Source organism: Streptomyces sp. NPDC041108 (assembly GCF_055592645.1).
The window spans coordinates 109559-132813 of sequence record NZ_JBVIYK010000009.1; the positions used below are offsets into that span (position 1 = coordinate 109559).

A 23255-nucleotide genomic window follows, 5' to 3' on the forward strand; every position below is an offset into this window, starting at 1 on the left:
TTGACCTTGCCCCTGGGGCAAGGGGCACCGTCCCTGTCGCCGGGCGGAGGGCGCCCGGCGACGGAGGATGACCCAGTGCACATGGACGATCCGGACGGCCTGCTCACCATCGGCGCTTTCGCCGCCCGCGCGCGGCTGTCGGCGAAGGCGCTTCGGCTGTACGACCGGCTGGGGCTGCTCACGCCGGCGTACGTCGACGAGGTGAACGGCTACCGGTACTACCGGGCCGGCCAGACCGAACGTGCCCGTCTGGTGGCTCTGCTGCGCCAGCTCGACATGCCTCTCGCGCGGATCGCCGAGATCGTGGGCGCCGTGGAGCAGGACGGCACGCGGGCCGCCGAGCGGCTCGACGCGTACTGGGCCGGGGCCGAGGAGCGGTTCGCGTCACAGCGGACCCTCGTCGCCTACCTCCGTGGACGGTTGTCGGGAAGGGGATCCGGGATGGACGGGAAGTTCACGGTCGAGACGGTCGACATCGCTGAGCAGGTGCTGCTGACCCAGTCACGGCACACGCTCGCGGACGAGTTGCCGGCGTGGATCGGGGCGTCGCTGGGGCGGCTGGAGGCGGGCGCGGCGGCGTGCGGGGGAAGCACGGGCGCGCCGTTCGTCGTCTACCACTCCGAGGTGTCGATGGAGAGCGACGGCCCCGCGGAGGCGTGCGTTCCGGTGGCGGACGAGAGTGCCGCGCGGGCGTGGGCGGCCGAGTACGGGCGGTCCTGGGAGACGCGGGTGCGCGTGGAGCCGGCGGGACGGCTGGTGTACACGCGGATCAGCAAGGCCCAGGTGGCGCATCCGCAGATCCTCGCGGCCTTCGAGGCGGTCGAGCGGTGGATCACCGGACGCGGGCTGGAGATCACCGGTCCGTGCCGCGAGATCTACTTCGCGGACTGGGAGGCGGCGGGGCCCGAGGACCCGGTGTGCGACGTGGCGTTCCCGGTCGCATCCTGACCTTGCCGGTGCCAGGTGCCGGTGCCAGGTACCGGGTGCCGCTGTGGTCGAATGTCGAGGAGGCCGGGGCGCGGGCCGCCGTAGGGGTTTCCCTACGGCCGTAGCGGATCGCACACGTCCTGTCGGCCAACTGTCGGCGAGTGGTTAGCGTCTACCTCAACACACGGAGAACGTCAGGGACGACGTCTGTGAAGACCGCACCCGCCCGCACGAGCCGAAACGGAACGGAAGAGCCGCAGTGGCCTTTGCCGAGCTGACCCCACGACGACCCGTCTCGCGCGCAGGCAAACCGTCGCGCGAGCCGTGGCGGGAACGCCATCGGGTGCCCCTCACGGCCGCCCTGTGCGCCGTTCCGCTGTACGTCGTGTGGTGGGCGGTCTTCGCGACCGGCGGCGGCGATCTGGCGGCCCAGGTGGCGTGGGCGGAGTTCGCCAAGATGTACCCGGACTCCGCGGTCAACCTGTTCTGGTACGGGGGTCTGCACGCGGCGAACTACAGCGTGCTCTCGCCGTATCTGATGGCGGCGTGCGGGGTGGTCCCCGTGACACTGGTGTCGGGGCTCTCGGCCTCCTGGCTGGCCGGTGCCGTCGTCACTCGTACGGGTGTACGTGCGCCGGTGCCGGTCGCGCTGGCGGCGACGTTCTCGCTGTGGTGCCAGGTGGTGTCGGGGCGCTCCACGTTCATGCTGGGCACGGCCTTCGCGATGGGGGCCCTGCTCGCGGTGCTGAGCGGGCGGGGCGCACGGCAGCTGTCGGTGGCGGCGGTGTGCGCGACGCTGTCCACGCTGGGGAGCCCCGTCTCCGGGCTGTTCCTCCTCGTGGTCGGCGCCGCGTATCTGCTGTGCCGGGAGTGGGGACGGGCAGGGGTGCTGATCCTGCCGCCGGTGACCGTCGTGGCCGTGACCACGCTGCTGTTCCCGTTCGAGGGCGAGCAGCCGATGGCCTTCAGCCGGATATGGCCGCCGGTCGTGCTGTGCGCGGTGGTCGTGCTGGTCGCGCCGAGCGCCTGGCGGGTGCTGCGCCTGAGCGCCGCGATCTACGCCCTCGGCGTGGTCCTGTGCTACCTGATCCCCACGCCGATCGGCACGAACGTCGAGCGGCTCCTGGAGCTGGCGGGTCCGGCGGCGGCCCTGGCGATCTGCCTGTACCGGGGCGAGGCCCGCGCGGACGGCTCCCGGCTCCCCCTGTCCTGGTTCACGCCCCGGCGGCGGACGGTGGCCGGGGCGGTGGCCCTGGTGCTGTCGGTGACCTGGCTGACCGGCAAGACGACCGCGGACATCGTCACCAACACGAAGGTGCCGGAGTGGGCGGTGAAGACGGACGGGGTCGTGAAGGAGCTGAAGCGGCTCGGCGCGTGGAAGACCCGCGTCGAGGTGGTCCCGGCCCGCGACCACCGCGAGGCCGCCATCCTGGCGCCGTACATCAACATGGCGCGCGGCTGGAACCGGCAGGCCGACGTCGAGCGCGGCCGCCTCTTCTACGAGGGGCACGGCGGGACCGAGGTGCCCGAGGGGGCGTTCACGCCGGCCGCGTACAAGGCGTGGCTCTCGCAGTGGGCCGTCGGGTTCGTCGTCCTCGTCAACGGTGAGCCGGACGGGCCCGCGGAGCTGGAACACGCGCTGGTGACCAGTGGGCCGGACTATCTGCAGCCCGTCTGGCAGGACGCCAACTGGAAGATCTACCGGGTGAAGAACGCCACCCCGCTGGTCGACAGGCCGGCCACGGTCGTCAGCGCGGACGGCGCGAACCTCGTCGTCCACATGCCGAGGGCCGGCGAGGTCACCGTGCGCGTCGCCTACTCCCCCTGGCTCTGGGCCGACAACGGCTGCCTCACCGCCGACCGCGAGTCCGACGGCGACCTCACCGAGTTCACCCGTCTGACGGTGCACGAACCCGGCGATGTCCGCATCAGCTCCCAGTACGGCGGCCCGTCGCGCACGACGGCCCTGGAGTGCGAGAAGGAAGCGGACGAGAAGGGGACCGGCGCGCAGGGGTGAGGGGGCGCGCGGCTTCGCCGGGAGCCGGGCACTCACGTGCGCGGGCGCCGTGCGGCGAGACGGGGGCCTGAGTGCCGGCACCGGACGCCGGGGTCTGCGGAGGCGGTGCCGGGCGAGTCGGCAACGGTGACGTGGCCCGCCCGGCTGAGCAGCAGCGCGTAGCGGCGCGGGCTCTTGGCCGTCGGGCAGGGCAGCTCGGGCCCGCTGTCTCGGTCAAGACGATCTCCCCGTGGCGATGGTCGGGCGGATGGTCGGTCCGGGCTGTGATCCTGAGCGATCACAGCGATCCCACAGGGATCAAAGCATTGCGAACCGAGTCCCGTCCATGGCGCTCGATCGCCAGGAAGAAGCACCCCATCACCTTGGAAACAAGCCCCAGACGTGCGGAAGCGCCCCTGTCCGTCCGTACGGTCGGAAGGGGCGCCTCGGCCTCGTGTCACGGGCGGCCGGCCCGCGCGGGGCAGCTCACCCGGGTCGGCTCACGCCGGTCAGCTCACTCGGGTCAGCTTGGTGAGGAAGCCGGGTTCGGTGAGGGTTTCCTGGAGGGCGACCGGTACCTCCACGCCGTCGCCGGTGCCGTTGCCGACGATCAGTGACCCGACCACGGTGCCCGGCTTCGCCTCGTGCGGGATGGTCGCGCTCGGGTCGAGTTCGAGCTTCACGGTCTTGCCGGCCCAGCCGACCGCCGAGACGTTCTTCGTGACCATGACCGGGGTCCGTCCGCCGAGCCCGTCGTCGACGTGTCCGACGACGTCACCCTTCTTCAGGATCGTGTCGGAGGTCAGCGCGTCCTGGGCGGCGAGCATCGCGGTCTTGCTGACCGCGTTGACCGTGTCGATGATCGGCGGGGTGTGCTGTCCGAGGACCGCGCCGACGACGATCGCCGTCTCACCGCCGACCTCCTGCGTGGCCGCGAAGAGGAGGTTGCCGCCGGCGGCGGTGGTGGAGCCGGTCTTGATGCCGATGGCGTTGTCGTAGGGCACGAGACGGTTGTAGTTGCTCCAGGGCTGGCCCGAGGGGTCCTTCCAGGAGGGCAGCCTGGTGATGTCGGTGAGGGCCTTCATCTTCACCAGCTCGTTGCCGAGCTTGACCTGGTCCTCGGCGGTGGAGACAGTCGTCTCCTTCAGCCCGGACGGGTCGGTGTACTTCGTGTTCTTCATCCCGAGGTCCTTGGCGGCGGCGTTCATCTTCTTGACGAACTCCTCCTCGGAACCGTTGCTGTCCCAACGGGCGAGCAGCCGCGCGATGTTGTTCGCGGACGGAATCATGATGGCCGCGATCGCGTCGTACTGGGAGAGCGTGTCGCCCTCCTTGACGGTGTTCAGCGTGGACTCGCCGTCCTTGTCATAGCCGCCCTCGGTCTCCGCCTTCGCGTCGACCGGGATCTTCGCGCCCTTCTCGCCGGCCTTCATCGGGTGTTCCTTGAGGATGACGTAGGCGGTCATCGCCTTGGCGACGGAGCCGATGGCCACGGGCTTCTGCTCACCGAAGCTGTCCATCGTGCCGATGCCGTTGACGTCCATCCAGCCCTGGCCCTCGGCGGGCCACGGCAGGTCGACCTTGCCGCCCTTGAACGCGTACGACTCGTCGGCGGTCAGGGCGAGGGTGGCGGCGGGCAGCGGACGCAGGGACTGTGCGACCGCGAACACGATCACCAGCAGGATCGCCAGGGGGGTCCAGATCTTGACCCGGCGGATGATCGTCCGCACGGGGGTCTGGCGCGGCGGCGGGGTGTTGGTCAGCTCGGCCAGCAGGTCGAGCGGCGGCTTCGGCGGCAGCGGCTGCTGTGTCGTCCGCTCCGGGCCCACCTGGGGGATGGCCCGCGTCGCCTCGGCCGGGGTGACGGCGGGCCCGTCGGGCGCGGCGGCCGGGGGCTTGGCCGGGGCGTGCTCGTCCAGGGGCTTCAGGGCGACGAATCTGCTGGTGCGCTCGGACGGGGCCGGGGGGTCCGCGAGGTCCTTGCCGGCGGGGGCGGGCTCGGCGTCGGCCTCGGCCCGGCCGGCGGGTCCGGTGGCCTTGGGGGCGGCGTCACCCAGCTTGAGCATGGTGGTGGGCTGGTCCACGGCGGGGGGCCGGGGAGCCCGGAAGATGGCGGTCGGCTGGTCCACAGCCTTCTCCGCCCCGGCTCCGCCCTCGTCCTCGTCCTCGCCCTCCGGCTTCCCACCCGCAGGGGTCTCGTCGTCGGCCGCGGCCGGCCCCTGTGCGGAGCCTTCGTCGTCGGCGGCATCCGGCTCGTCGTCGTCCGCGACCGCGCCGGGGCGCGCGTCGGCGGAGAGATGAACCGTGCTGTCGGTCGCGGGGGGTGCGTCGGCGGAACGGTCCTCCACCTCGTCGGCGTCAGCCGGACGCGCGTCTTCGGGGTGCGCGTCTTCGGGGTGCGCGTCGCCCACGGCACCGGCGACGACCGCGTCCTCCGGCTCCGTCCGCTCCTCGGCGACGGACCCGGCGGCGCCCCCGCCCGCCGACCCCGCCCGCGCGGCGGCGGGCAGGCGGAGCATGGTCGTCTTCGGGTCGTTGCCGCTTCGGGGGCTCCGGGGGGCGGCGTCGGCCTTGTCCGTGACGCCGGCCCCGGTGCCGGCGTCGGTGCCGGTGTCGGTGTCGCCATCCGCATCCGCATCCGTACCGGCGGCGGCCGCGCGGTCGCTCTCCTCCCCCGCCCGGGCCCCGGGCAGGCGTGCCGCCGAGGCGGCGGGGGCGGGCGCGTCGGCACCGCGTTCACGCGAGCCGGTGTCGTGGGGCTCGGCGCCGGGCTCGGCGGTCCCGGCCATGTCGGCGGTGTCGGCCGCGTCGGCGGTGTCGGCCACGTCGGCTGTCTCGGGCTCATCCGCCTCGATCCGGGCGCCTTCACCGGCTTCGGCGGCAGGCTTGTCGGTGGGGGTCTCCTCCCGGCGGCCCTCTCCCCCACCCTGCCCGGCGTCCGCGACGCGCGCCCCGGCGCCCAGGCTGCCGTCCGGGGCCCCGCCCGTGCCCTGGTCGTCCTCCGCCTCGTCGGAGTCGGCGGGGGCCTGCACAGAGCCGTGCGGGGCCTTCACGGCGTCGCCGGAGCCCTCACCGTCGCCGGAGCCCTCACCGTCGGCGGAGCCTGCCTCCGACGAACCATCGTCGGAGCGGGACTCGGACTCGGTGTCCGCGTCGGTGCGAGACGAACCGGTGTCCGAGTCCCCTGCCTCCGGACGAGGGTCGCGCGAGCCGGTGTCCGGACCGCCGCCACCCGCGCCGACGGACGAGTCCCCGGCGCCGGCCGAGCCGTCAGAAACCCCATCGGCACCCGAAGGCCCGGCATCCGAACCGCCGGAACCCGCAGCCGCAGCCGCACCGGAAAGCCCGGCACCCGAAGGCCCCGCGTCCGAGTCCTCGGAACCCGTGTCGATGCCCGAGCCCCCCGCCTCAGCCTCCGGACCGCCGTCACCCGGGACGGCGGCCGCATCGGCCTCGTCCGAGCTGCGACCGGCCGCCGGTCCGTCCGTCCCGGGTGCGGCGGCCCCGTCGGCCACCCGTCCCTCGGACTTCGCGGAACCCGATTCCGTACTCCGGTCCGCGCCGCTGCCGGACTCGGCCTCCGCCGTCTCGGCCAAGGAGCGGCGGGAGAACACCGCCGTCGCCTGGTCGGGCTTCGGGGCGGCGTCCCGGGACATCGCGAGGCGTGGGTCGGGGGACGCCTTCGCGGGGCCGGGGGTGTCCCGGACCGGTGGCTCGTTCCCCGGTGTCGACTCCGTCGACGACTCGTACCGCTTCGACCTGTCGGGGGACGTGCCCGCCACCGATGCCTCCTCCCGCGCGCCGCCCGTTCAAGGGGCGCGCGCCCAACCGAACCGTGAATCCGTGAAATCCCGCCGCCCGGACACTAGTCACCGGCGCACCACCGCGCCTCGCCGCTGTCCGAACCATGTACCAGTGTCCTGTGTGCGGGCTTAACCCCTGCGGTAGACGAGAACGACATACCTATCGGTTCCACTACATTTCGGTCACGCACTCTCGACAGACCAATGTGAGAGGGGTCACCCTGTCTTTCATCCACGCGGGGAGGCATGGATGGGCAGGAGCCGCAGAACGATTCCGGAGGAGCTTCTGCTGCTGGCGTTGGACCCGGCCACGGGTACCACCGCGCAGCCGCAGTCGCTCGACCTTGGTCTGGCCGGAGCGCAGCTAGTGGAGCTGGCGCTGGCCGGACGGATAGCCCCAGACGGGGATCGTATCGCCGTGGTGTCCCCACGGCCGACTGGAGATCCGACTCTGGACTGCGCGTTGGAGTTGCTGCGAAGGCGTGGCGCTCCTGTGCGGGCGGTCCATTGGATAGGCGGGCCGCGTCTCGGGCTCCGCCAGATCTACCTCTCGCATCTGGAGCGGTGCGGCATGGTGCATGCCGTGGCGGGCCAGATGTGCGGAGTGCTGCCGACCACTCGCTACCAGGCGAGTCAGACCGAGATCAGCCGGGAGATCCGAGCCCGGCTGGACTCCGCGATCCGCACCGGCGTCCCGCCGGACCCGCGGACCGCGGCGCTCGCCGCGCTGGCGCACGCGGTCGGCCTCGGCAAGCACCTGTATCCGGGGAACGAGGGACGCTCGTCCCGCTCCCGGCTGCGGGACCTGATCCGGCACGACCCCATGGGTGGCCTGGTGGCCCACGCCGTCATGGACGTGCAGAACGGCGTGGCCGCGCAGCCACGCCGCAGCCCGGCACCGACCGGCCGTCAGGCCGCCCCCGGCGCCAGGCAACCCGCATCGGAGCCCGCGCGCGGCGTTCCGATGCAGCCACGCCGGGGCTCGATGGCCCGCGTAGTGGCGCACTGAGCAGCACGCGCAGCACCACCGCCACACCGAACCACCCGAGTCACCTGAAACACCCGTAGCACTCGCAGCACCCGAGCACTCGCAGCACCCGAAAGACCCGACGCACCTGAGGCACGCGAAGAGTTCGAAGCGCGCGTCACGGCACCGTGGTGTGCGTGGGAGCAGGACCCCGGAGCCGCGGGTCCCGCTCCCACCGCACCACGGACGTCACGCGCGTGTCGTGCGTCTCGCGCACCACGCGTGCCGAAGGACCACAGGACCCGGTTCGGGAGCCGCAGTTCGCGCGGGGCGTGCGGGGCCGTACTACGCCCCCGCACGCCCCGCGCGGCCGCATGTCCGCGTCCGGGGCCCGTCCGGGTCACGCACGTCACTCGGCAAGTCGCACCGCGAGCCGCACCGCGGGTCGCACCGCGACTGCGGGCCGCGCACCCGGGTCCGTCCGGCGAAGATCCCTCCGCGGCGGAAAATCATCGGCACAAACGGCGCGTGCGCAGCGCATATCCGCTGTTTTCCAGCGGTACTCGGCACCTTGGTGGCAATCTGCTCAGCAGCAGATACGCAAAGTAGAGGCACGCAGCCGGAGGTGCACGTCCCGTGGCGTCCAACGTCAATCCCACCGTCAGGCGACGCCGGTTGGGCCAGGAGCTGCGTCGGCTCCGCGAGCTCAAGGGCATGACCGCCGAGGAGGTCGCCGAGCGGCTGCTGGTCTCCCAGTCGAAGATCAGCCGCCTGGAGAACGGCCGCCGCAGCATCAGCCAGCGTGACGTCCGCGATCTCTGCGGAGTCTACGAGGTCGAGGACCAGCGGGTCGTCGACTCCCTCATGCAGATGGCCAAGGACTCCCGCCAGCAGGGCTGGTGGCACGCCTTCGGCGACGTCCCGTACAGCGTCTACATCGGCCTGGAGACCGACGCGGCCAGTCTGCGCGTCTACGACCCCCAGGTCGTCCCCGGGCTGCTGCAGACCCGCCCGTACGCCGAGGCACTCATCGCGGGCGCGCTGCCCGAGACGACGCCCGCCGACATCGACAAGCGGGTCCAGGTGCGGCTGAGGCGACAGGAACGTATCTCCGCGCCGGAGAGCCCCCTGCGGCTGTGGACGGTCCTCGACGAGTCCGCGCTGCGCCGGGTCGTGGGCAACCGCTCCCTCATGCGCGAGCAGCTGGAGCACCTGGTCGAGCAGTCCCAACTCCCGCACGTGACCGTCCAGGTGATCCCCTTCGACATGGGCGCGCACCCCGGGCTGAACGGGCAGTACGCGATCCTGGAGTTCCCGGACGCGTCGGATTCCAGCGTCGTCTACATCGAGGGTGTCACCAGCGACCTGTATCTGGAGAAGCCGGCCGACGTCCAGAAGTACAGCGTCATGTACGAGCACTTGAGGGCCCAGGCCCTGAACGTGGACCAATCCCGCCAGCTCATCGCGGACATCGCGAAGGACTACGCGCAACTCCGTCCCCGATGAACGGCCTCTTCCGGCCCTGGTGGGGCTGAAGGGGCCGGAAGATACACCCTCGACACACTCGGGGGGAAGACCCCCATGGAATATGCCACCCACCCGAGTGAATAGTCGCTTCGTCAGCCGATGTTGGCGAGTAGCGTCGATCACGCCAAGGAAATCAACGACCTTGGCGCAAACCGAACCGTGGATTCCGGAAGCGGTCAGCACCCATTCCACGGCTCGGCGACAGCAACTCAGCGACCAACCGGCAAGCGGAGCAGAAATGGCAATTCAGCAAGGCGCCCAGAACTCGTGGGTCAAGTCGTCCTACTCCACGGGCAACGGCGCGTGCGTCGAGGTCAAGTCCCCCGTCGTCTCAGCCCTGTCCGTACGCGACTCCAAGGTCACCGACGGGCCGACGCTGGCGTTCCCCGCCGACTCGTGGAGCGCCTTCGTGGCCGAGGTCGGCCGGGGAGCCTTCGACCTCGCGTGACCATGGTTCACCACGACCATCATCACCATCCTCATCACCTCAACTTCACACACACCCACTGACAGAGCCCTCTCGACCGGCCCGCCGTCCTGGCCGAGGGGGCTCGGCCTTGCCCTCGTCATCCCGGCGGTTCCGGGCGCGGGATCAGCGCAGCCGGTCCACGTATCGGTCCGTCCCCGGGACCGTGGGCACGAACGGTGCCAGCAACTCCTGCCGCCCGAGGCCCGATTCGGTGACCGCCTCCCCCAGTCCGCCGAAGTACGCCTCCCAGCGGTCGCGCGGATCGGCCTCCAGGAACCACAGCAGCGTGAGGCGGGTGTCGACGCCCTCGACCTGCTTGACGTACGACATCCGGTCCAGGGGCAGCGGGGTCGGCCGGAAGACGGTGACCAGGGCGGCCGGCGACCCGGCGAGCCGCTCGGGCAGCAGCCGGGCCCGCAGCCACTCCAGCAGCTCCCCCCGCTCCTCGGGCCCTTCGGCGTCGATCACCTGGAGCACGAGGCCCGCGTACGGGTGGTCGAGGGCGTGGAAGTCCCGGGGGCCGGCGGCCCCGTCGCGGTAGACGGTCACCTCGTGGTCCTGGAACGCCGTGAAGACGTGCGTACGGTCCTGGTAGACGCGTGCGTCGCGATTCAGCCGCCTGTTGATGGCGACGGTCCACCTCATGTGGTCGTCGTAGCGGCCGTCGGTGATCCAGTACGTGGAGAGGTAGCAGCCGGCGGTGACCGGCTGGGTGATCGCCGACTTCTCGGGCGTCCGCAGGAGTTGGAGGTCGCGGGTGGCGACCCAGCGGCGGCCCGAGAACATCCACGGCATGGCCATCGCGCCCGCGTAGTAGTGGTCGTCCTCGTACCAGCGGTTGTAGGCGTACTCGTGGCCCGGATGCGGCTCCACCATGGTGATCAGGGCGTGGCCGGGGTGGACGCCGTACGGGCCGACGGCGGCCAGTTCGGCGTACGTGGCGCTGCGGGTGTCCTCGCCCGTGTGCTCGGCCTCGCTCATGTGCTTCCCCTTCCGTCCACCTGCGGTCGCCCATACTCTGACGCTCCGTCAGATAATGCGCCAGAGCCGGGAGGTCTCCGATGTCACTGCTCAGCGGAAAGACGGTCGTCGTCTCGGGAGTCGGGGCCGGGCTGGGCCTGCGGGTCGCCGCGGCGGTCGTACGGGACGGCGGGAACGCCGTGCTGGGGGCCCGTACGGAGGCGAATCTCGCCAAGGCCGCGGCGGAGGTGGACCCCGGCGGCGCGCACACGGCGTACCGGGCGACCGACATCACCGACGAGGAGCAGTGCGCGGCGCTCGCGGCGCTGGCGCGGGAGCGGTTCGGAGGCGTGCACGCGGTGGTGCACGTGGCGGCCTGGGACAGCTGCTTCGGGGGCCTGGAGGACGCCGACTTCGCCACCTGGCAGGCGGTCCTCGACGTGAACCTGCTGGGCACCCTGCGGATGACCCGGGCGTGCCTGCCGGGCCTGAAGGCGGCGGGCGGCGGGGCGGTCGTCATCATCGGCACGCAGTCGGCGGTGGCCGCGCCCTCACAGGTGCGCCAGGCCGCGTACGCGGCGTCCAAGGGCGCGCTGACGAGCGCGATGTACTCGCTGGCGCGGGAGCTGGGACCGCACCGGATACGGGTCAACACCGTGCTGCCGGGCTGGATGTGGGGACCGCCCGTGGAGGCGTACGTGCGGTTCTCGGCGCACGGCGAGGGGGTGTCCGAGGCGGAGGTGCTGGCGCGGCTCACCGAGCGGATGGCGCTGCCCGAGCTGGCCACGGACGGGGACGTCGCGGACGCGGCCGTCTTCCTTGCCTCCGACCGCGCACGGGCGATCACCGGCCAGTCGCTGCTCGTCAACGCCGGGGAACTGATGCGCTGACCTGCTCCCGCCGGGCCCTCGCCCGAGCGAGGAGGGTGATCCTTTTCGGCCACTCGATGTTCACGTACATAAACCGAAGTCATCGCTCGGAACTTTTTTACCCCCCCTTGACCTTCCACTTCCTTGCCGTGGCCATGCCACCGAACCCAGAGTTCACATGCCTGACCCTGGCGGCGGACCCTGGAAGGGGGCCCATGAACAGTCTCGACTGGGCCGTGCTCATCGGCTACTTCGGTGTGATGGTCGCCATCGGCGTCTGGTCGCACAAGCGCGTGGACAACGTCAGCGACTTCTTCACCGCCGGCGGCAGGATGCCCTGGTGGCTCTCCGGCATCTCGCACCACATGTCGGGCTACAGCGCGGTGATGTTCACCGGCTACGCCGGCATCGCCTACACCTACGGTGTCACGTCCTTCGTGACCTGGTCGTTCCCCATCGCCCTCGGCATCGCCATCGGCTCCAAGCTGTTCGCGCCGCGCATCAACCGGCTGCGCTCCCGGCTGCACGTGGCCTCGCCGCTCGAATACCTGAAGAACCGTTACAACCTGGGCACGCAGCAGGCGTTGGCGTGGTCCGGGATGCTGCTGAAGATCGTGGACGTCGGCGCGAAGTGGGCCGCGATCGCGACCCTGCTGTCCGTCTTCACCGGTGTCTCCCTGAACCAGGGCATCCTCATCACGGGCACGATCACGGCCGTGTACTGCACGATCGGCGGCCTGTGGGCCGACGCGCTGACGGAGCTGGGCCAGTTCGTCATCCAACTGCTCGCGGGCATCGCGATGTTCGTCGCGGTCGTCCCCAAACTCGGCGACTACGGCGGCTTCTTCGGTGTCTGGGACCGCCCCGAGCTGAAGGGTCACGCCGAGCCGCTGGTCGGCCCGTACGGCACGGTCTTCCTGCTCGCCTTCCTCTTCATCAAGCTGTTCGAGTACAACGGCGGCATGCTCAACCAGGCCCAGCGCTACATGGCCACGGCCACCCCGTACGAAGCCGAGCGGTCCGCCCGCCTGTCGGCGATCCTGTGGCTGGTCTGGCCGCTGGTGCTGTTCTTCCCCATGTGGATGTCACCGCTGCTGGTGGAGTCGGAGACGGGCAACGGCTCGGACACGTACGCCCTGATGACCGAACAGCTGCTGCCGCACGGTCTGCTGGGCCTCGTCATCGTCGGCTTCTTCTCCCACACGATGGCCATGTGCTCGTCCGACGCGAACGCCATCGCGGCCGTCTTCACCCGGGACTGCGCGCCGGTGATCTGGCGCCGGGCGCGGACGTGGAGCGAGGGGCAGGGGCTGCGGGTCGCCCGCATCACGACGGTCGTCTTCCTCGGCCTGTCGATGGCGGCGGCCACCCAGGTCAACTCGCCCGCCTTCAAGGACATCATCACCGTCGTCATCAAGTGGGTCGCCGGGCTCATGGGCCCGATGGCCATCCCGATGATGCTCGGCCTGCTGCGGCCCTTCCGCCGCTCCGGCCCGACCGCGGCACTCACTAGCTGGGCGTGCGGACTGTTCGCCTTCTGGCTCGTGAACTACCCGATCCACTGGAACATCGACGGCGGCGTGCCCCTGCAGTACCAGGTCTCCATCCCGCTGGCCGTCTCCCTCGTCCTGTACGTCGTCATCGGCTTCATCAAGCCGGAGGACACCCCCGAGCGGCTCGCCCTCATCGAGATCATCAACTCGGACGGCGACGGGGACGGCAGGGGCGGCACCGGCGCGGCGGCGGCGGTCCCGTCCCAGGGCAAGGACGCGTCCAGCCCGAGCGGGGTCTGAGACGACCCGTACGGCAGGTCGCGTACGACGCCCCGATGTCGTACGGCCGTGAGGCTACGAGGGCCGCGCCCGGGAGGTGTTCCGGGGGCGGCCCTCCCGGCTGCCGAGATGAGCCGCGATCGTGCGGGCGCAGGTCAGGGACTCGGTGTGGGTGGTGTCGACCTCCAGGTCGTAGCGCACCCCCTCGTGGACGAGGTGCGCCTGGGCCTCGGCCATTCCCCGGACACGGTCCCCCCGGGCGATCTCCCGGCCCGCTGCGACGGCGGCTTCGCAGCGGACGCCGACCCAGAGCACGTCCACGCCGTGCGGGCCGTCGAGAAGACTCTGCCAGCGCTGCTGCGAGGTGGCTCCGCCGAGGAAGACGTCGTCGACGATGACGCGGGCCCCCGCGCGGGCCATGGCCACGAGGCCCTGGGCCCAGGCCTGCTCCAGGGCGCGGAAGTCCGCCCCGATGCCGACATCGCCGTCGGCCGAGATCGAGATGCCGCCGTCCGACGTCTGCATCCGCGCGGGCATGGCCTCGGTGAGGGAGTCGACCCCGAACGCCAGCCACTGGTCCGGCAGTTCGGCCTGCAGACAGCGCACGATCCCGGACTTGCCCGCGCTGGAACCGCCGTTGAGGATGATCATCCGTGTGGTCACCGGGCCACGGTAGGGGGCCGCGCTCGCGGCACGAAACCCATTTCACGCGGGGCGCCGCCACCCGGCGCGCGGCTGAGGGGCGTGGGACCGAGAGGCGTGGGACCGAGGGGCGTGGGACTGAGGGGCGGGCGCTCACTCACCGCTCGGCGGGCGTACCAGGAACACGTCCACCTGGTCCTCGGTCTCCAGGTGGAAGCCGTGGCGTTCGTAGAGGCGGCGGGCGGGGCTGCCCCGGAGGACGTTCAGGCGGACCGGGAGGCCGGTGCGGTCGGCGTGGGCGAGGAGGGTGCGGAGCACGGCTGTGCCGATGCCGGTGCCCTGGAGATGCGGGGCCAGGTAGAAGTGCTCCAGCCAGTGGGCGTCGGCGGCCGGGCGCAGGGCCACGCAGCCGGCGAAGGTGCCGTCGGCCTCGATGACCCGGGTGTGGGCCGGGTCGAAGGAGTCGCGCAGGCGCCGGCGGACGCGGTCGGGGTCGTAGCGGCCGAGGCGTTCGAGGTCCTGGCGCATGGCCACGGCGCGCAGTTCGGCGATGGGTTCGACGTCCGCCGGCAGGGCCGGGCGCATGTTCCAGTCAGCCATGAGCGGCACCGTATCCGCGCGGTCTCAGGCGCGTGGGTACCGGGCCAGCCAGCCCGGTACCGCGCCGCCCGGGGCGTGCAGGGCCGGGCCCTGGGTCATTTCGAGAGCGAAGTCGTCGGCGAGGACGAGGATCGTGGGGCGGCCCTCCAGCTCGGCGAGCCAGGCGGGGGGCAGCGCGGTCTCGCCGTGGAGGGCGCCGAGGAGGCCGCCGGTGAGGGCGCCGGACGCCCCCGAGCGGCCGCTGTGGTTGACGGCGAGGCACAGGCCGTGGCGGACGTCCTCGCCGACGAGCGCGCAGTACACGGCGACGGCCAGCAGGCCGGCCGCCGCGCCGTCACCGGCGAGGCGCTCGACGACGGCGGGGGACGGCGTGCCCTGGCGTGCGGCGGCGACGGCCTGCTGGAGGGCGTCGGCGACGGGCTCGTGGCCGGGGCGGGCGGCCAGCAGGACCAGGGTCTTCTGCACGGCGGCGTCGAGACCCTCGCCGCGCGCCAGGGCGTGGACGATGACGGCGTAGGAGCCGGCGGACAGATAGGCGGTGGGGGCGCCGTGGGTCTGGGCCGCGCACTCGACGGCCAGTTGGAAGACCAGTTGGGGTTCCCAGCCGACGAGGAGACCGAAGGGTGCGGAGCGGGCCGCGGCCTCGGCGCCGGACGCGCCCGGGTTCTTGGGGGCGTCGAGGGTGCCCATGGTCCCGTCGGCGAAGCCGAGGAGGCAGATGAGGGAGGGGTCGCGGCGCGCGTAGAGCCACTCCTCGCGGGCGAGCCAGCCGTCGTCCTTGCGGCGTTCGTCGGGACCCCAGTCGCGCTGGGTCGCGGCCCAGCGCAGATACGCCCGGTGCAGATCGGTCGGCGGATGCCACACGCCGGTGTCCCGGCGGACCTGGGCGCGGATCAGCCCGTCGACGGTGAACAGGGTGAGCTGGGTGAGGTCGGTGATCGCGCCGCGCCTGCCGTACGCGGAGGCCAGATCGGTCAGCCACTCTGGGCCGTACGCCTCACCGATCTGCGCCAGGGTGAGCTGCTCGACCGGGGCGCCCAGCGCGTCGCCGACGGCCGCGCCCAGCAGGGTTCCGCGCACACGGCTGCGGAAGTCCTGCTGCTCGACACGCCCCCAGACGGCACCGGCTGTCGCACCCACCCCAGCCTCCTCACGGCCCCTGCCTCGACCCGTACGTCAGTACATCCGTACATCCGTACGCCCGTACGGCTCGACAGTCCAGCACTGTAATCGAACAGGAACCGTCGATTCAGGGCACTCATCGAGCAGGGAACAACACTCGATGTGCGGCCGTGCGGTCAATCCAGCACAGACGCGCAGAGATGAACAGGCCGTGCGCCGGGGTCCCACTCTCGGAGAATCCGTGCGCCGGCGCAACATCCGCCGACGGTCCGTTCCGGACGACTTACTCCGGGCGCCGCGGACGCTCCGCCTGCCCGGCCGCCGCCGCCGCGGCCCGCTCGCGCACGTCCGCGACCGCCGGATCGCCGGGGCGTAGCGCCCGCGCCCGCTCCGCGTCGGCCAACGCCCGCTGCGGAGCGCCGAGTTCGAGATGGAGGGCGGCCCGGTGGCGCAGGGCCCAGACGTACTCCGGGAGCAGGGCGAGCGCCGCGTCCAGGTCGGCGAGGGCGTCGTCGTGGTGGCCCAGCCGGAAACGGGCGACGCCCCGGCTGGCGTACGCGGAGGCGTACAGGGGGTCCAGTTCGACGGCCCGGTCGTAGTCGGCGAGGGCCTCCTCGTCCCGGCCGCCGGCGCGCAGGGCGTCGCCGCGTTCGCAGCGGACCCAGGGGGCGTCCGGGTCGAGGGCGACGGCATGGTGCAGATCGGCCAGCCGCCGCTCGTGCTCACCCCGGGACCGCTGTACGCGCGCCCGGCGCACCAGGGCCCAGACGTACGCCCCGTCCAGCTCCAGCGCGCGGTCCAGGTCCGCGAGGGCCTCGTCGAGGCGGCCCTGCGCGTGCCGGGCGGCGCCGCGCGAGGCCCAGGTCGAGGGGCGTACGGGGTCGAGGGCGACCGCGCGGTCGAGGTCGGCGACCGCCGCGTCCGGGTCGCCGAGGAGACGGTGGTAGTCGCCGCGCAGGACGAGGGTGGTGATGTCGTCGGGGGAGAGCGCGTCGGCCCGGTCGAGGTCGGCCACGGCGCCCGCGTAGTCCCCGGTGTGCGCCCGCGCGACCGCCCTGCCCTGCCAGGCCGTGGCCGCCCCGGGGTCGAGGGCGAGGGCCTGGTCGTACTCGGCCACCGCCCGCTCGTGCGCGCCGTCCCGGTGCAGCGCACGCCCCCGCAGGGCGCGCGCGTACGCCTGGTGTCCGGCGTCGAGGGCGGCCCGGAGCAGCAGGACTCCCAGCGCGTCATGGAGACCGCCCCGCTCCAGCGCGCCCAGCAGGTCCCGCCCCCAGCGGGCCGTGTCCTCCTCGTCGGTGTCCTGCCCCGCCTGGGCCAGGGCCTCGGCCCACCGCCGGGCCACGGCCGGGTCCTCACCGCACGCGTCCACGACGTCCCGCAGCACCCCGGCGAGCGCCTCGCGCTCCCCCGCGCACAGCCGGTGGTACCCCTCGGCCAGCCGCAGCTCACGCCACCGCGCCTCCCCCCACGGCTCCCTTCCCTCCAGCTCGGCCTCGGCCCGCGCCCGCCACCCGGCGAACGCCTCCGCCAGCCGGCGGTGCCGCTCGCGCCAGTCCCGGGGCGACCGTGTCCGCTGCAGCCGCACCATCGGCGCCCGTACGACGTCGTGGAACACCACTCGGTCCCCGCGGTCGGTCACGAAGGGCAGGGCGCGCAGCCAGGCGAACAGCGCGTGAGGGTCCTCGGCGCCGTTTCCCCGTCCGGTTTCCCCACCGACCCCACCGGGATCCGCGTCCACGCCCTGACCCGCGCCCGTCACGGCCACGCGGCACACCTCCGCGTCCAGCCACCGGGGCAACGCGCAGGTCAGCGCGGCGGCCCGGCGTACCGGGTCGGCCTCCCAGCGCAGGAAGCGCTCCACGGCGGTGGCGCTGGCGTCGCCCGCGTCGGCGAGGTCGTCGAGGTCGGCGGGGCGGGCCTCGGCGAGGGTCGAGACCAGGACGGGCAGGCCGCCGGTGAGCCGCAGGACCTCCTCCACCACCGGCGGGGCGAGCACACCCCGGGCCGCGAGGAGGCCGCGGGACTCGGCCTCCGTGAAGGGCCGCAGCGGGAGGTCGAGGACGAAGTCGCCGAGGCCGCCCCAGCGTGTGGCGTCGAGGGGGCGCTGTCCGGCCGTCACGAGGACCAGGTTGCCGGGGAGGGGGCCGTAGCGATCGCCGGAGACGATGGCATGCAGCCACGGGTCCAGGAAGGCGCCGGTCCGTTCGTAGGTGTCGAAGAACAGGACCAGCCAGGGCGCTTCGGCCGCGGCGCCGGCCAGCTCCTCCAACAGGGCCGGGGTGAGGACGAGTTCGGGGGCGAGCAGCAGTTCGGCGTCTTCCTGGCCGCGGGTGCGCGCGCCGAGGCCCGTCCGCAACCGGTCGGCCTGGCGGGCGAGTTGGGCAGGGTCGACGGCGCCGGCGAAGGGGCCGACGACCGGGACGAGTCCGAGCGCGACGAGGGTCGCCCGGGCTGCGGCCATGCTCGCGGCCGACGGTTCGGCGGCTCCGGTGAGCCCTGACCGCGTCGACGCCCCCGGCCGCCCCGCCTCCCCCTCGTCCCCCGCTCCCCCGGTCTCCCCGTGCCGCCCCTCCTGCTCGGCCGCGGCCATGGCGGCCAGTTCGGCCTCGTACCGGCGCTCGCGGTGGGCTGTGAGCAGCCGGTCCAGTTCCTTGAACCGCCGTCCCTGCCGGGCGAACCGGTCCGCGATCACGGCCATGGCCTCCGGCACGCTGCCGGCCCCGTCGTCGACGTACGCGGTCAGGGCGCCGTGCTCCTGGGCGATCTGCTCCAACTCCCGCACCAGGAAGGTCTTCCCCATGCCCGCGTTGCCGTGCACGTGGAAGAGGAAGCGGCGCCGCTCGTCCTCGACGGGCAGATCGAGGCTGGCGCGGAAGGCGGCCCGTTCGGCGGTCCGGCCGACGAAGCCCTGACGGGTGCGCCGCCGGATCAGTTCCTGCATCGTCGGGATCGGCGGCTGCGCGCGCCCCATGCGTACCCCTCCGGCCGTCCTCGGTTCCCCATGGTTTTCCGCCATGGACGGCTCCCATTGTGATCCAACGCGCCGAAAAACACCTGGGGATGATCCATGCCCCCGGCACATAGTGGAACCATGGCTGAAACCCGGACCCCCCGCGGCTCACTCCTCCCGCTGGCCTCGACCCTGCTCGTCGGCACCGTCGCCCTCTACATGGCGCTGGTGGCGTTCAGCAACATCACCGACTTCGGTACGAACCAGCAGTTCGTCCGTCATGTCCTCGCCATGGACACCACGTTCAAGGACGAGGACCTCATGTGGCGGGCCATCGAGTCGAAGGGCGTCCAGGACGCGGCCTACGTCCTCATCATCGTCTGGGAGACCGTGACGGCCCTGGTCCTGGTCGCGGCCACCTACTTCTGGGCGCGGGCCCTCGGCTCCCGCGCCTTCCACACGGCCCGCCGCTACAGCACCCTCGGCCTCCTCATGGTCCTCCTCCTCTTCGGCGCCGGTTTCATGGCCATCGGCGGCGAGTACTTCGTCATGTGGCAGTCCGGCGACTGGAACGGCCTCGACGCCGCCCTGCGGGTGTTCCTGCTGAGCGGGGTCGTGCTGGTGGTGACGTATCTGCCTGCGGGTGGGAACGAGTCGGGCGACTGAGGGGCCGGACTCACTCCAACACCGGCAGCAGTTGCGGGAGATGGCCGTCCGACAGGGTGGCCGCGCGTTGCCGTTCCTCCGGGACCTCGCCGTAGAGGGTGGTGCGGGGTCGGGCGGGGCGGCCTGCCGTTTCCGCGACGGCGATGAGGTCCTTCACCGACTTGTAGGAGCCGTAGGAGGAGCCCGCCATGCGGGAGATGGTCTCCTCCATCAGGGTGCCGCCCAGGTCGTTCGCGCCCGAGCGGAGCATCTCGGCCGCGCCCTCGGTGCCGAGCTTGACCCAGCTGGTCTGGATGTTGGGGATGTGGGGGTGCAGCAGCAGCCTCGCCATCGCCGTCACCGCCCGGTTGTCGCGCATCGTCGGGCCGGGGCGGGAGATGCCCGCCAGGTACACGGGCGCGTTGGTGTGGATGAAGGGGAGTGTCACGAACTCGGTGAAGCCGCCGGTCCGTTGCTGGATGCGGGCCAGGGTGCGCAGGTGGCCCAGCCAGTGGCGGGGCTGGTCGACATGGCCGTACATCATCGTCGAGGAGGAGCGGATGCCCAGCTCGTGGGCGGCTGTGATCACCTCGATCCAGGTGGCGGCCGGCAGTTTGCCCTTGGTCAGGACCCAGCGGACCTCGTCGTCCAGGATCTCCGCCGCCGTGCCGGGGACGGAGTCGAGGCCCGCCTCCTTCGCGGCCGTCAGCCACTCGCGGACCGACATTCCGGTGCGGGTCGCGCCGTTCACCACCTCCATCGGGGAGAAGGCGTGGACGTGCATGCCGGGGACGCGGGTCTTCACGGCCCGCGCGATGTCGAAGTACGCCGTCCCCGGCAGGTCGGGGTGGATGCCGCCCTGCATGCAGACCTCGACCGCGCCGAGGTCCCACGCCTGCTGGGCGCGGTCGGCCACCTGGTCGAGGGAGAGGGTGTACGCGTCGGCGTCCGTGCGGCGCTGCGCGAAGGCGCAGAAACGGCAGCCGGTGTAGCAGACGTTGGTGAAGTTGATGTTGCGGGTGACGATGTACGTGACGTCGTCGCCGACCGCCGACTTCCGGACGTCGTCCGCGATGCGGGTGAGCGCGTCCAGCGCCGGGCCGTCGGCGTGCAGCAGGGCGAGGGCCTCGGCGTCCGACAGCCGTGTGGGGTCGTCGGCCGCCGTCGCCAGGGCGGCGCGTACGTCCGTGTCGATGCGCTCGGGGGCCATGCCGGGCGCCGCCGCCTCGCGCAGGGCACCCCAGTCGCCGTAGACGGAGTCGAAGTCCTCCCGGCGGTCGCCGGTGCGGCCCTCGGTGTCGATGGCGGTGTGCAGGTCCGTGCGGCCTGCGGCGACGAAGACCTCCTCGGGCTCCTGCCACGGGTGGCCCTCGACCACGGCGTCCGGGCGGGCGAGCCCGGTCTCGGGGTCGGCCAGCGCCCGCACGTGCGGGAGGAGGCGCGGGTCCAGCCAGGGCTCGCCGCGCGAGACGAACTCCGGGTAGACGCAGAGGCGTTCGCGCAGCTCGAAGCCGGCGGCCCGGGAGCGTTCGGTGAGTTCCTCGATCTGCGGCCAGGGGCGCTCGGGGTTCACATGGTCGATGGTGAGGGGGGACACCCCGCCCCAGTCGTCGATGCCGGCGCCGATCAGCCGCTCGTACTCGCTGTCGACCAGGTTCGGCGGGGCCTGGATGCAGCCCGCCGGGCCCATGAGGAGCCGGGCGACGGCCACCGTGGCGACCAGCTCGTCCAGTTCCGCGTCCGGCATGCCGCGCATCGCGGTGTCCGGCTTGGCGCGGAAGTTCTGGATGATCAGTTCCTGGATGCCGTGGTAGGCGCGGGAGACCTTCCGCAGCGCGAAGAGGGACTCCGCGCGCTCCTCGTACGTCTCCCCGATGCCGATGAGGACGCCGGAGGTGAAGGGGACGGAGGAGCGGCCCGCGTCCTCCAGCACCCGCAGCCTGACCGCCGGCTCCTTGTCGGGGGAGCCGTGGTGCGGGCCGCCCGGCTCGGACCACAGCCGGGTCGCGGTCGTCTCCAGCATCATGCCCATGGAGGGGGCGACGGGCTTGAGGCGCTGGAAGTCCGTCCAGCTCATGACGCCGGGGTTGAGGTGCGGGAGGAGGCCCGTCTCCTCCAGGATGCGGATGGAGATGGCGCGGACGTACGCGATCGTGTCGTCGTAGCCGTGCGCGTCGAGCCATTCGCGTGCTTCCGGCCAGCGGTCCTCGGGCTTGTCGCCGAGTGTGATCAGCGCTTCCTTGCAGCCGAGGGCGGCGCCCTTGCGGGCCACGTCCAGCACTTCGTCCGGCGACATGAACATGCCGTGGCCGGCGCGGCGGAGCTTGCCGGGCACGGTGACGAAGGTGCAGTAGTGGCATTTGTCCCGGCAGAGCCGGGTGAGCGGGATGAAGACGCTCTTGGAGTACGTGATGACGCCGGGGCGGCCGGCCGCCTCCAGGCCCGCGTTCCGCACGCGTGCGGCCGAGGCGGCCAGGTCCTCCAGGTCCGCGCCGCGCGCCTGGAGCAGGACCGCCGCCTCGGTCGCGTCGAGGGCCACGCCGTCGCGGGCGCGTTTGAGTGCCCGCCGCATGGAGTTCTCGGTCGGGCCGGTCCCGGAGGTCGCGGAAGTCGTCATTCGTCGAGCATACGAGCGGCTTGGCTTCGCCTTGGCGGGCGCCCCTGGCTCCGCCTGTGGCTCCGCCGTCGGAGTGGGCGGCTGGGGGTGGGGGTGCGGTGCGTCGGCGAGTGCGGGTCGGTGGGGGCTGGCCGCGCAGTTCCCCGCGCCCCTAAAGGCACCAGGCCCCCTGCCGGCCTCGGCACCCCCGGCTCCGCCCTGAGCGGGCGCCTGAGCGGAGGGGAAGTGCGGTGCGTCGGCGGGTGCGGGTCGGTGGGGGCTGGGCGCGCCGTTCCCCGCGCCCCTAAAGGCACCAGGCCCCCTGCCGGCCTCGGCACCCCCGGCTCCGCCCTGAGCGGGCGCCTGAGCGGAGGGGAAGTGCGGTGCGTCGGCGGGTGCAGGCCCGTGGGGGCTGGCCGCGCCGTTCCCCGCGCCCCTAAAGGCACCAAGCCCCCTGCGGACCTCAACGCCGTCGGGTCCCTTCTGGGGCGGCGGGGACGATCGTCGAGTTGGGGGGGTCAGAGGAACGTGCCGTACTCGTCCAGCAGAGCGAGCACCTCCGCCTCCCCCGCCGGAGGCAACTGCACCACGGCCTCCTCGATGCCCAGCTCCGCGTAGTACGCCAGCTTCCCCGCACTCGGCTGGACCGCGTACGGCACCACCTGCGGGCCCGCCGGGTCGCGTCCGGCGTCCGCCCACGCCGCCCGCAGGACCGGCAGCGCCTCCCCCAGCCCCCGCCCCCCGATCGGCAGCCACCCGTCCGCGTACTCGGCGATGTGCGCGAACAGCTTCGGCCCCGCGGCCCCGCCGATCAGCGTGCGCGGCCCCACCACCGGCCCCCGCGCCTTCTGCACCGGCTTCGGATACGCGGAACTCGCCCGCACGCTCCCGAACTCCCCCTCGTACGCCGTCGGCTCCTCCGCCCACAGCGCCCGCATCAGCGCCATGCGGTCCCGCACCAGTTCCCGCCGGGTACGCCAGGTGACCCCGTGGTCGGCGGCCTCCTCCACGTTCCAGCCGTAGCCGAGGCCGAGGGTGAGACGGCCGCCGGAGAGGTGGTCGACGGTCGCGATCTGCTTCGCGAGGTCGATCGGGTCGTGCTGGGCGACCAGCGTGATGCCGGTGCCGAGGCCCAGCCGCTCGGTGACGGCGGCTGCCTGGCCGAGCGCCACGAAGGGGTCGAGGGTGCGGCCGTACTCGCGCGGCAGGTCCCCGCCGGCCGGATACGGGGTCGTCCGCTCGACGGGGATGTGCGTGTGCTCGGGGAGGTAGAGCCCCGCGAAACCGCGTTGCTCCAGCTCACGGGCGAGCCGGGTCGGGGTGATCGTCTCGTCGGTGAGGAAGATCGTCACGGAGATGCGCATGGGTCATCTGTAGCGGCTCGGGACGGGGATGTCCATACCGACCGGT

16 protein-coding genes are annotated in these 23255 nt (G+C 72.5%); 8 read left to right on the top strand and 8 right to left on the bottom strand.

The window, feature by feature from the left end; genetic code table 11:
• Window positions 1-81 precede the first annotated feature (81 nt).
• Together ACZ6BB_RS25265 and ACZ6BB_RS25270 are read left to right on the top strand one after the other, a co-directional pair.
• Window positions 82-948, top strand: coding sequence for a MerR family transcriptional regulator (locus ACZ6BB_RS25265; RefSeq protein ID WP_471617444.1), 867 nt, complete (start codon window positions 82-84; stop codon window positions 946-948).
• 322 nt (window positions 949-1270) lie between these two features.
• A complete protein-coding gene (locus ACZ6BB_RS25270) occupies window positions 1271-2944 on the top strand; it encodes a hypothetical protein (protein WP_471617445.1) in 1674 nt (557 codons plus the stop codon).
• Between the two features lie 488 nt (window positions 2945-3432).
• Here the strand turns inward: ACZ6BB_RS25270 and ACZ6BB_RS25275 are convergent, their stop codons facing one another.
• On the bottom strand, window positions 3433-6705 hold the full coding sequence (locus ACZ6BB_RS25275; protein WP_471617446.1) for a D-alanyl-D-alanine carboxypeptidase: 3273 nt from the start codon (window positions 6703-6705) through the stop codon (window positions 3433-3435).
• Window positions 6706-6976: 271 nt separating this feature from the next.
• On the opposite strand from ACZ6BB_RS25275, the gene ACZ6BB_RS25280 reads away from it, so the two are divergent.
• From ACZ6BB_RS25280 to ACZ6BB_RS25290, 3 genes are all read left to right on the top strand, one after another.
• Complete coding sequence (locus ACZ6BB_RS25280; RefSeq protein ID WP_471617447.1) at window positions 6977-7735, top strand: GOLPH3/VPS74 family protein; 759 nt, start codon at window positions 6977-6979, stop codon at window positions 7733-7735.
• A gap of 594 nt (window positions 7736-8329) precedes the next feature.
• A complete protein-coding gene (locus tag ACZ6BB_RS25285) occupies window positions 8330-9199 on the top strand; it encodes a helix-turn-helix domain-containing protein (protein WP_471617448.1) in 870 nt (289 codons plus the stop codon).
• Between the two features lie 259 nt (window positions 9200-9458).
• Window positions 9459-9668 carry a DUF397 domain-containing protein gene (locus ACZ6BB_RS25290; protein WP_046917909.1) on the top strand — a complete coding sequence of 70 codons (210 nt, stop codon included), beginning with the start codon at window positions 9459-9461 and terminating at the stop codon, window positions 9666-9668.
• A gap of 144 nt (window positions 9669-9812) precedes the next feature.
• On the opposite strand, the gene ACZ6BB_RS25295 is transcribed toward ACZ6BB_RS25290, so the two are convergent.
• On the bottom strand, window positions 9813-10670 hold the full coding sequence (locus ACZ6BB_RS25295) for a hypothetical protein (protein WP_471617449.1): 858 nt from the start codon (window positions 10668-10670) through the stop codon (window positions 9813-9815).
• A gap of 80 nt (window positions 10671-10750) precedes the next feature.
• On the opposite strand from ACZ6BB_RS25295, the gene ACZ6BB_RS25300 reads away from it, so the two are divergent.
• Window positions 10751-11539: an SDR family oxidoreductase gene (locus tag ACZ6BB_RS25300; protein WP_471617450.1), complete on the top strand. Its 789-nt coding sequence runs from the start codon at window positions 10751-10753 to the stop codon at window positions 11537-11539.
• Window positions 11540-11733: 194 nt separating this feature from the next.
• Window positions 11734-13311: a sodium:solute symporter family protein gene (locus ACZ6BB_RS25305; RefSeq protein WP_471617451.1), complete on the top strand. Its 1578-nt coding sequence runs from the start codon at window positions 11734-11736 to the stop codon at window positions 13309-13311.
• Between the two features lie 54 nt (window positions 13312-13365).
• Here ACZ6BB_RS25305 and cpt read toward each other — a convergent pair whose 3' ends face one another.
• The 4 genes from cpt to ACZ6BB_RS25325 all read right to left on the bottom strand — a co-directional run bounded on the left by cpt (window position 13366) and on the right by ACZ6BB_RS25325 (window position 18625).
• Window positions 13366-13953 carry a chloramphenicol phosphotransferase CPT gene (gene cpt / locus ACZ6BB_RS25310; RefSeq protein WP_471617452.1) on the bottom strand — a complete coding sequence of 196 codons (588 nt, stop codon included), beginning with the start codon at window positions 13951-13953 and terminating at the stop codon, window positions 13366-13368.
• Between the two features lie 132 nt (window positions 13954-14085).
• Window positions 14086-14532 carry a GNAT family N-acetyltransferase gene (locus tag ACZ6BB_RS25315; RefSeq protein ID WP_471617453.1) on the bottom strand — a complete coding sequence of 149 codons (447 nt, stop codon included), beginning with the start codon at window positions 14530-14532 and terminating at the stop codon, window positions 14086-14088.
• 24 nt (window positions 14533-14556) lie between these two features.
• Window positions 14557-15672 (bottom strand): ADP-ribosylglycohydrolase family protein, encoded by a 1116-nt coding sequence (locus ACZ6BB_RS25320; RefSeq protein ID WP_471617454.1) that lies wholly within the window; start codon window positions 15670-15672, stop codon window positions 14557-14559.
• Between the two features lie 265 nt (window positions 15673-15937).
• A complete protein-coding gene (locus ACZ6BB_RS25325) occupies window positions 15938-18625 on the bottom strand; it encodes a tetratricopeptide repeat protein (protein WP_471617455.1) in 2688 nt (895 codons plus the stop codon).
• A gap of 120 nt (window positions 18626-18745) precedes the next feature.
• Here ACZ6BB_RS25325 and ACZ6BB_RS25330 point away from each other — a divergent pair, with 120 nt between their 5' ends.
• Window positions 18746-19270, top strand: a complete 525-nt coding sequence (locus ACZ6BB_RS25330; protein WP_471617456.1) for a DUF2165 domain-containing protein — start codon at window positions 18746-18748, stop codon at window positions 19268-19270.
• Between the two features lie 10 nt (window positions 19271-19280).
• On the opposite strand, the gene ACZ6BB_RS25335 is transcribed toward ACZ6BB_RS25330, so the two are convergent.
• Together ACZ6BB_RS25335 and ACZ6BB_RS25340 are read right to left on the bottom strand one after the other, a co-directional pair.
• Window positions 19281-21866, bottom strand: coding sequence for a bifunctional FO biosynthesis protein CofGH (locus tag ACZ6BB_RS25335; RefSeq protein WP_471617457.1), 2586 nt, complete (start codon window positions 21864-21866; stop codon window positions 19281-19283).
• A gap of 497 nt (window positions 21867-22363) precedes the next feature.
• Window positions 22364-23209: an LLM class F420-dependent oxidoreductase gene (locus ACZ6BB_RS25340; RefSeq protein WP_471617458.1), complete on the bottom strand. Its 846-nt coding sequence runs from the start codon at window positions 23207-23209 to the stop codon at window positions 22364-22366.
• Window positions 23210-23255: the final 46 nt, after the last annotated feature.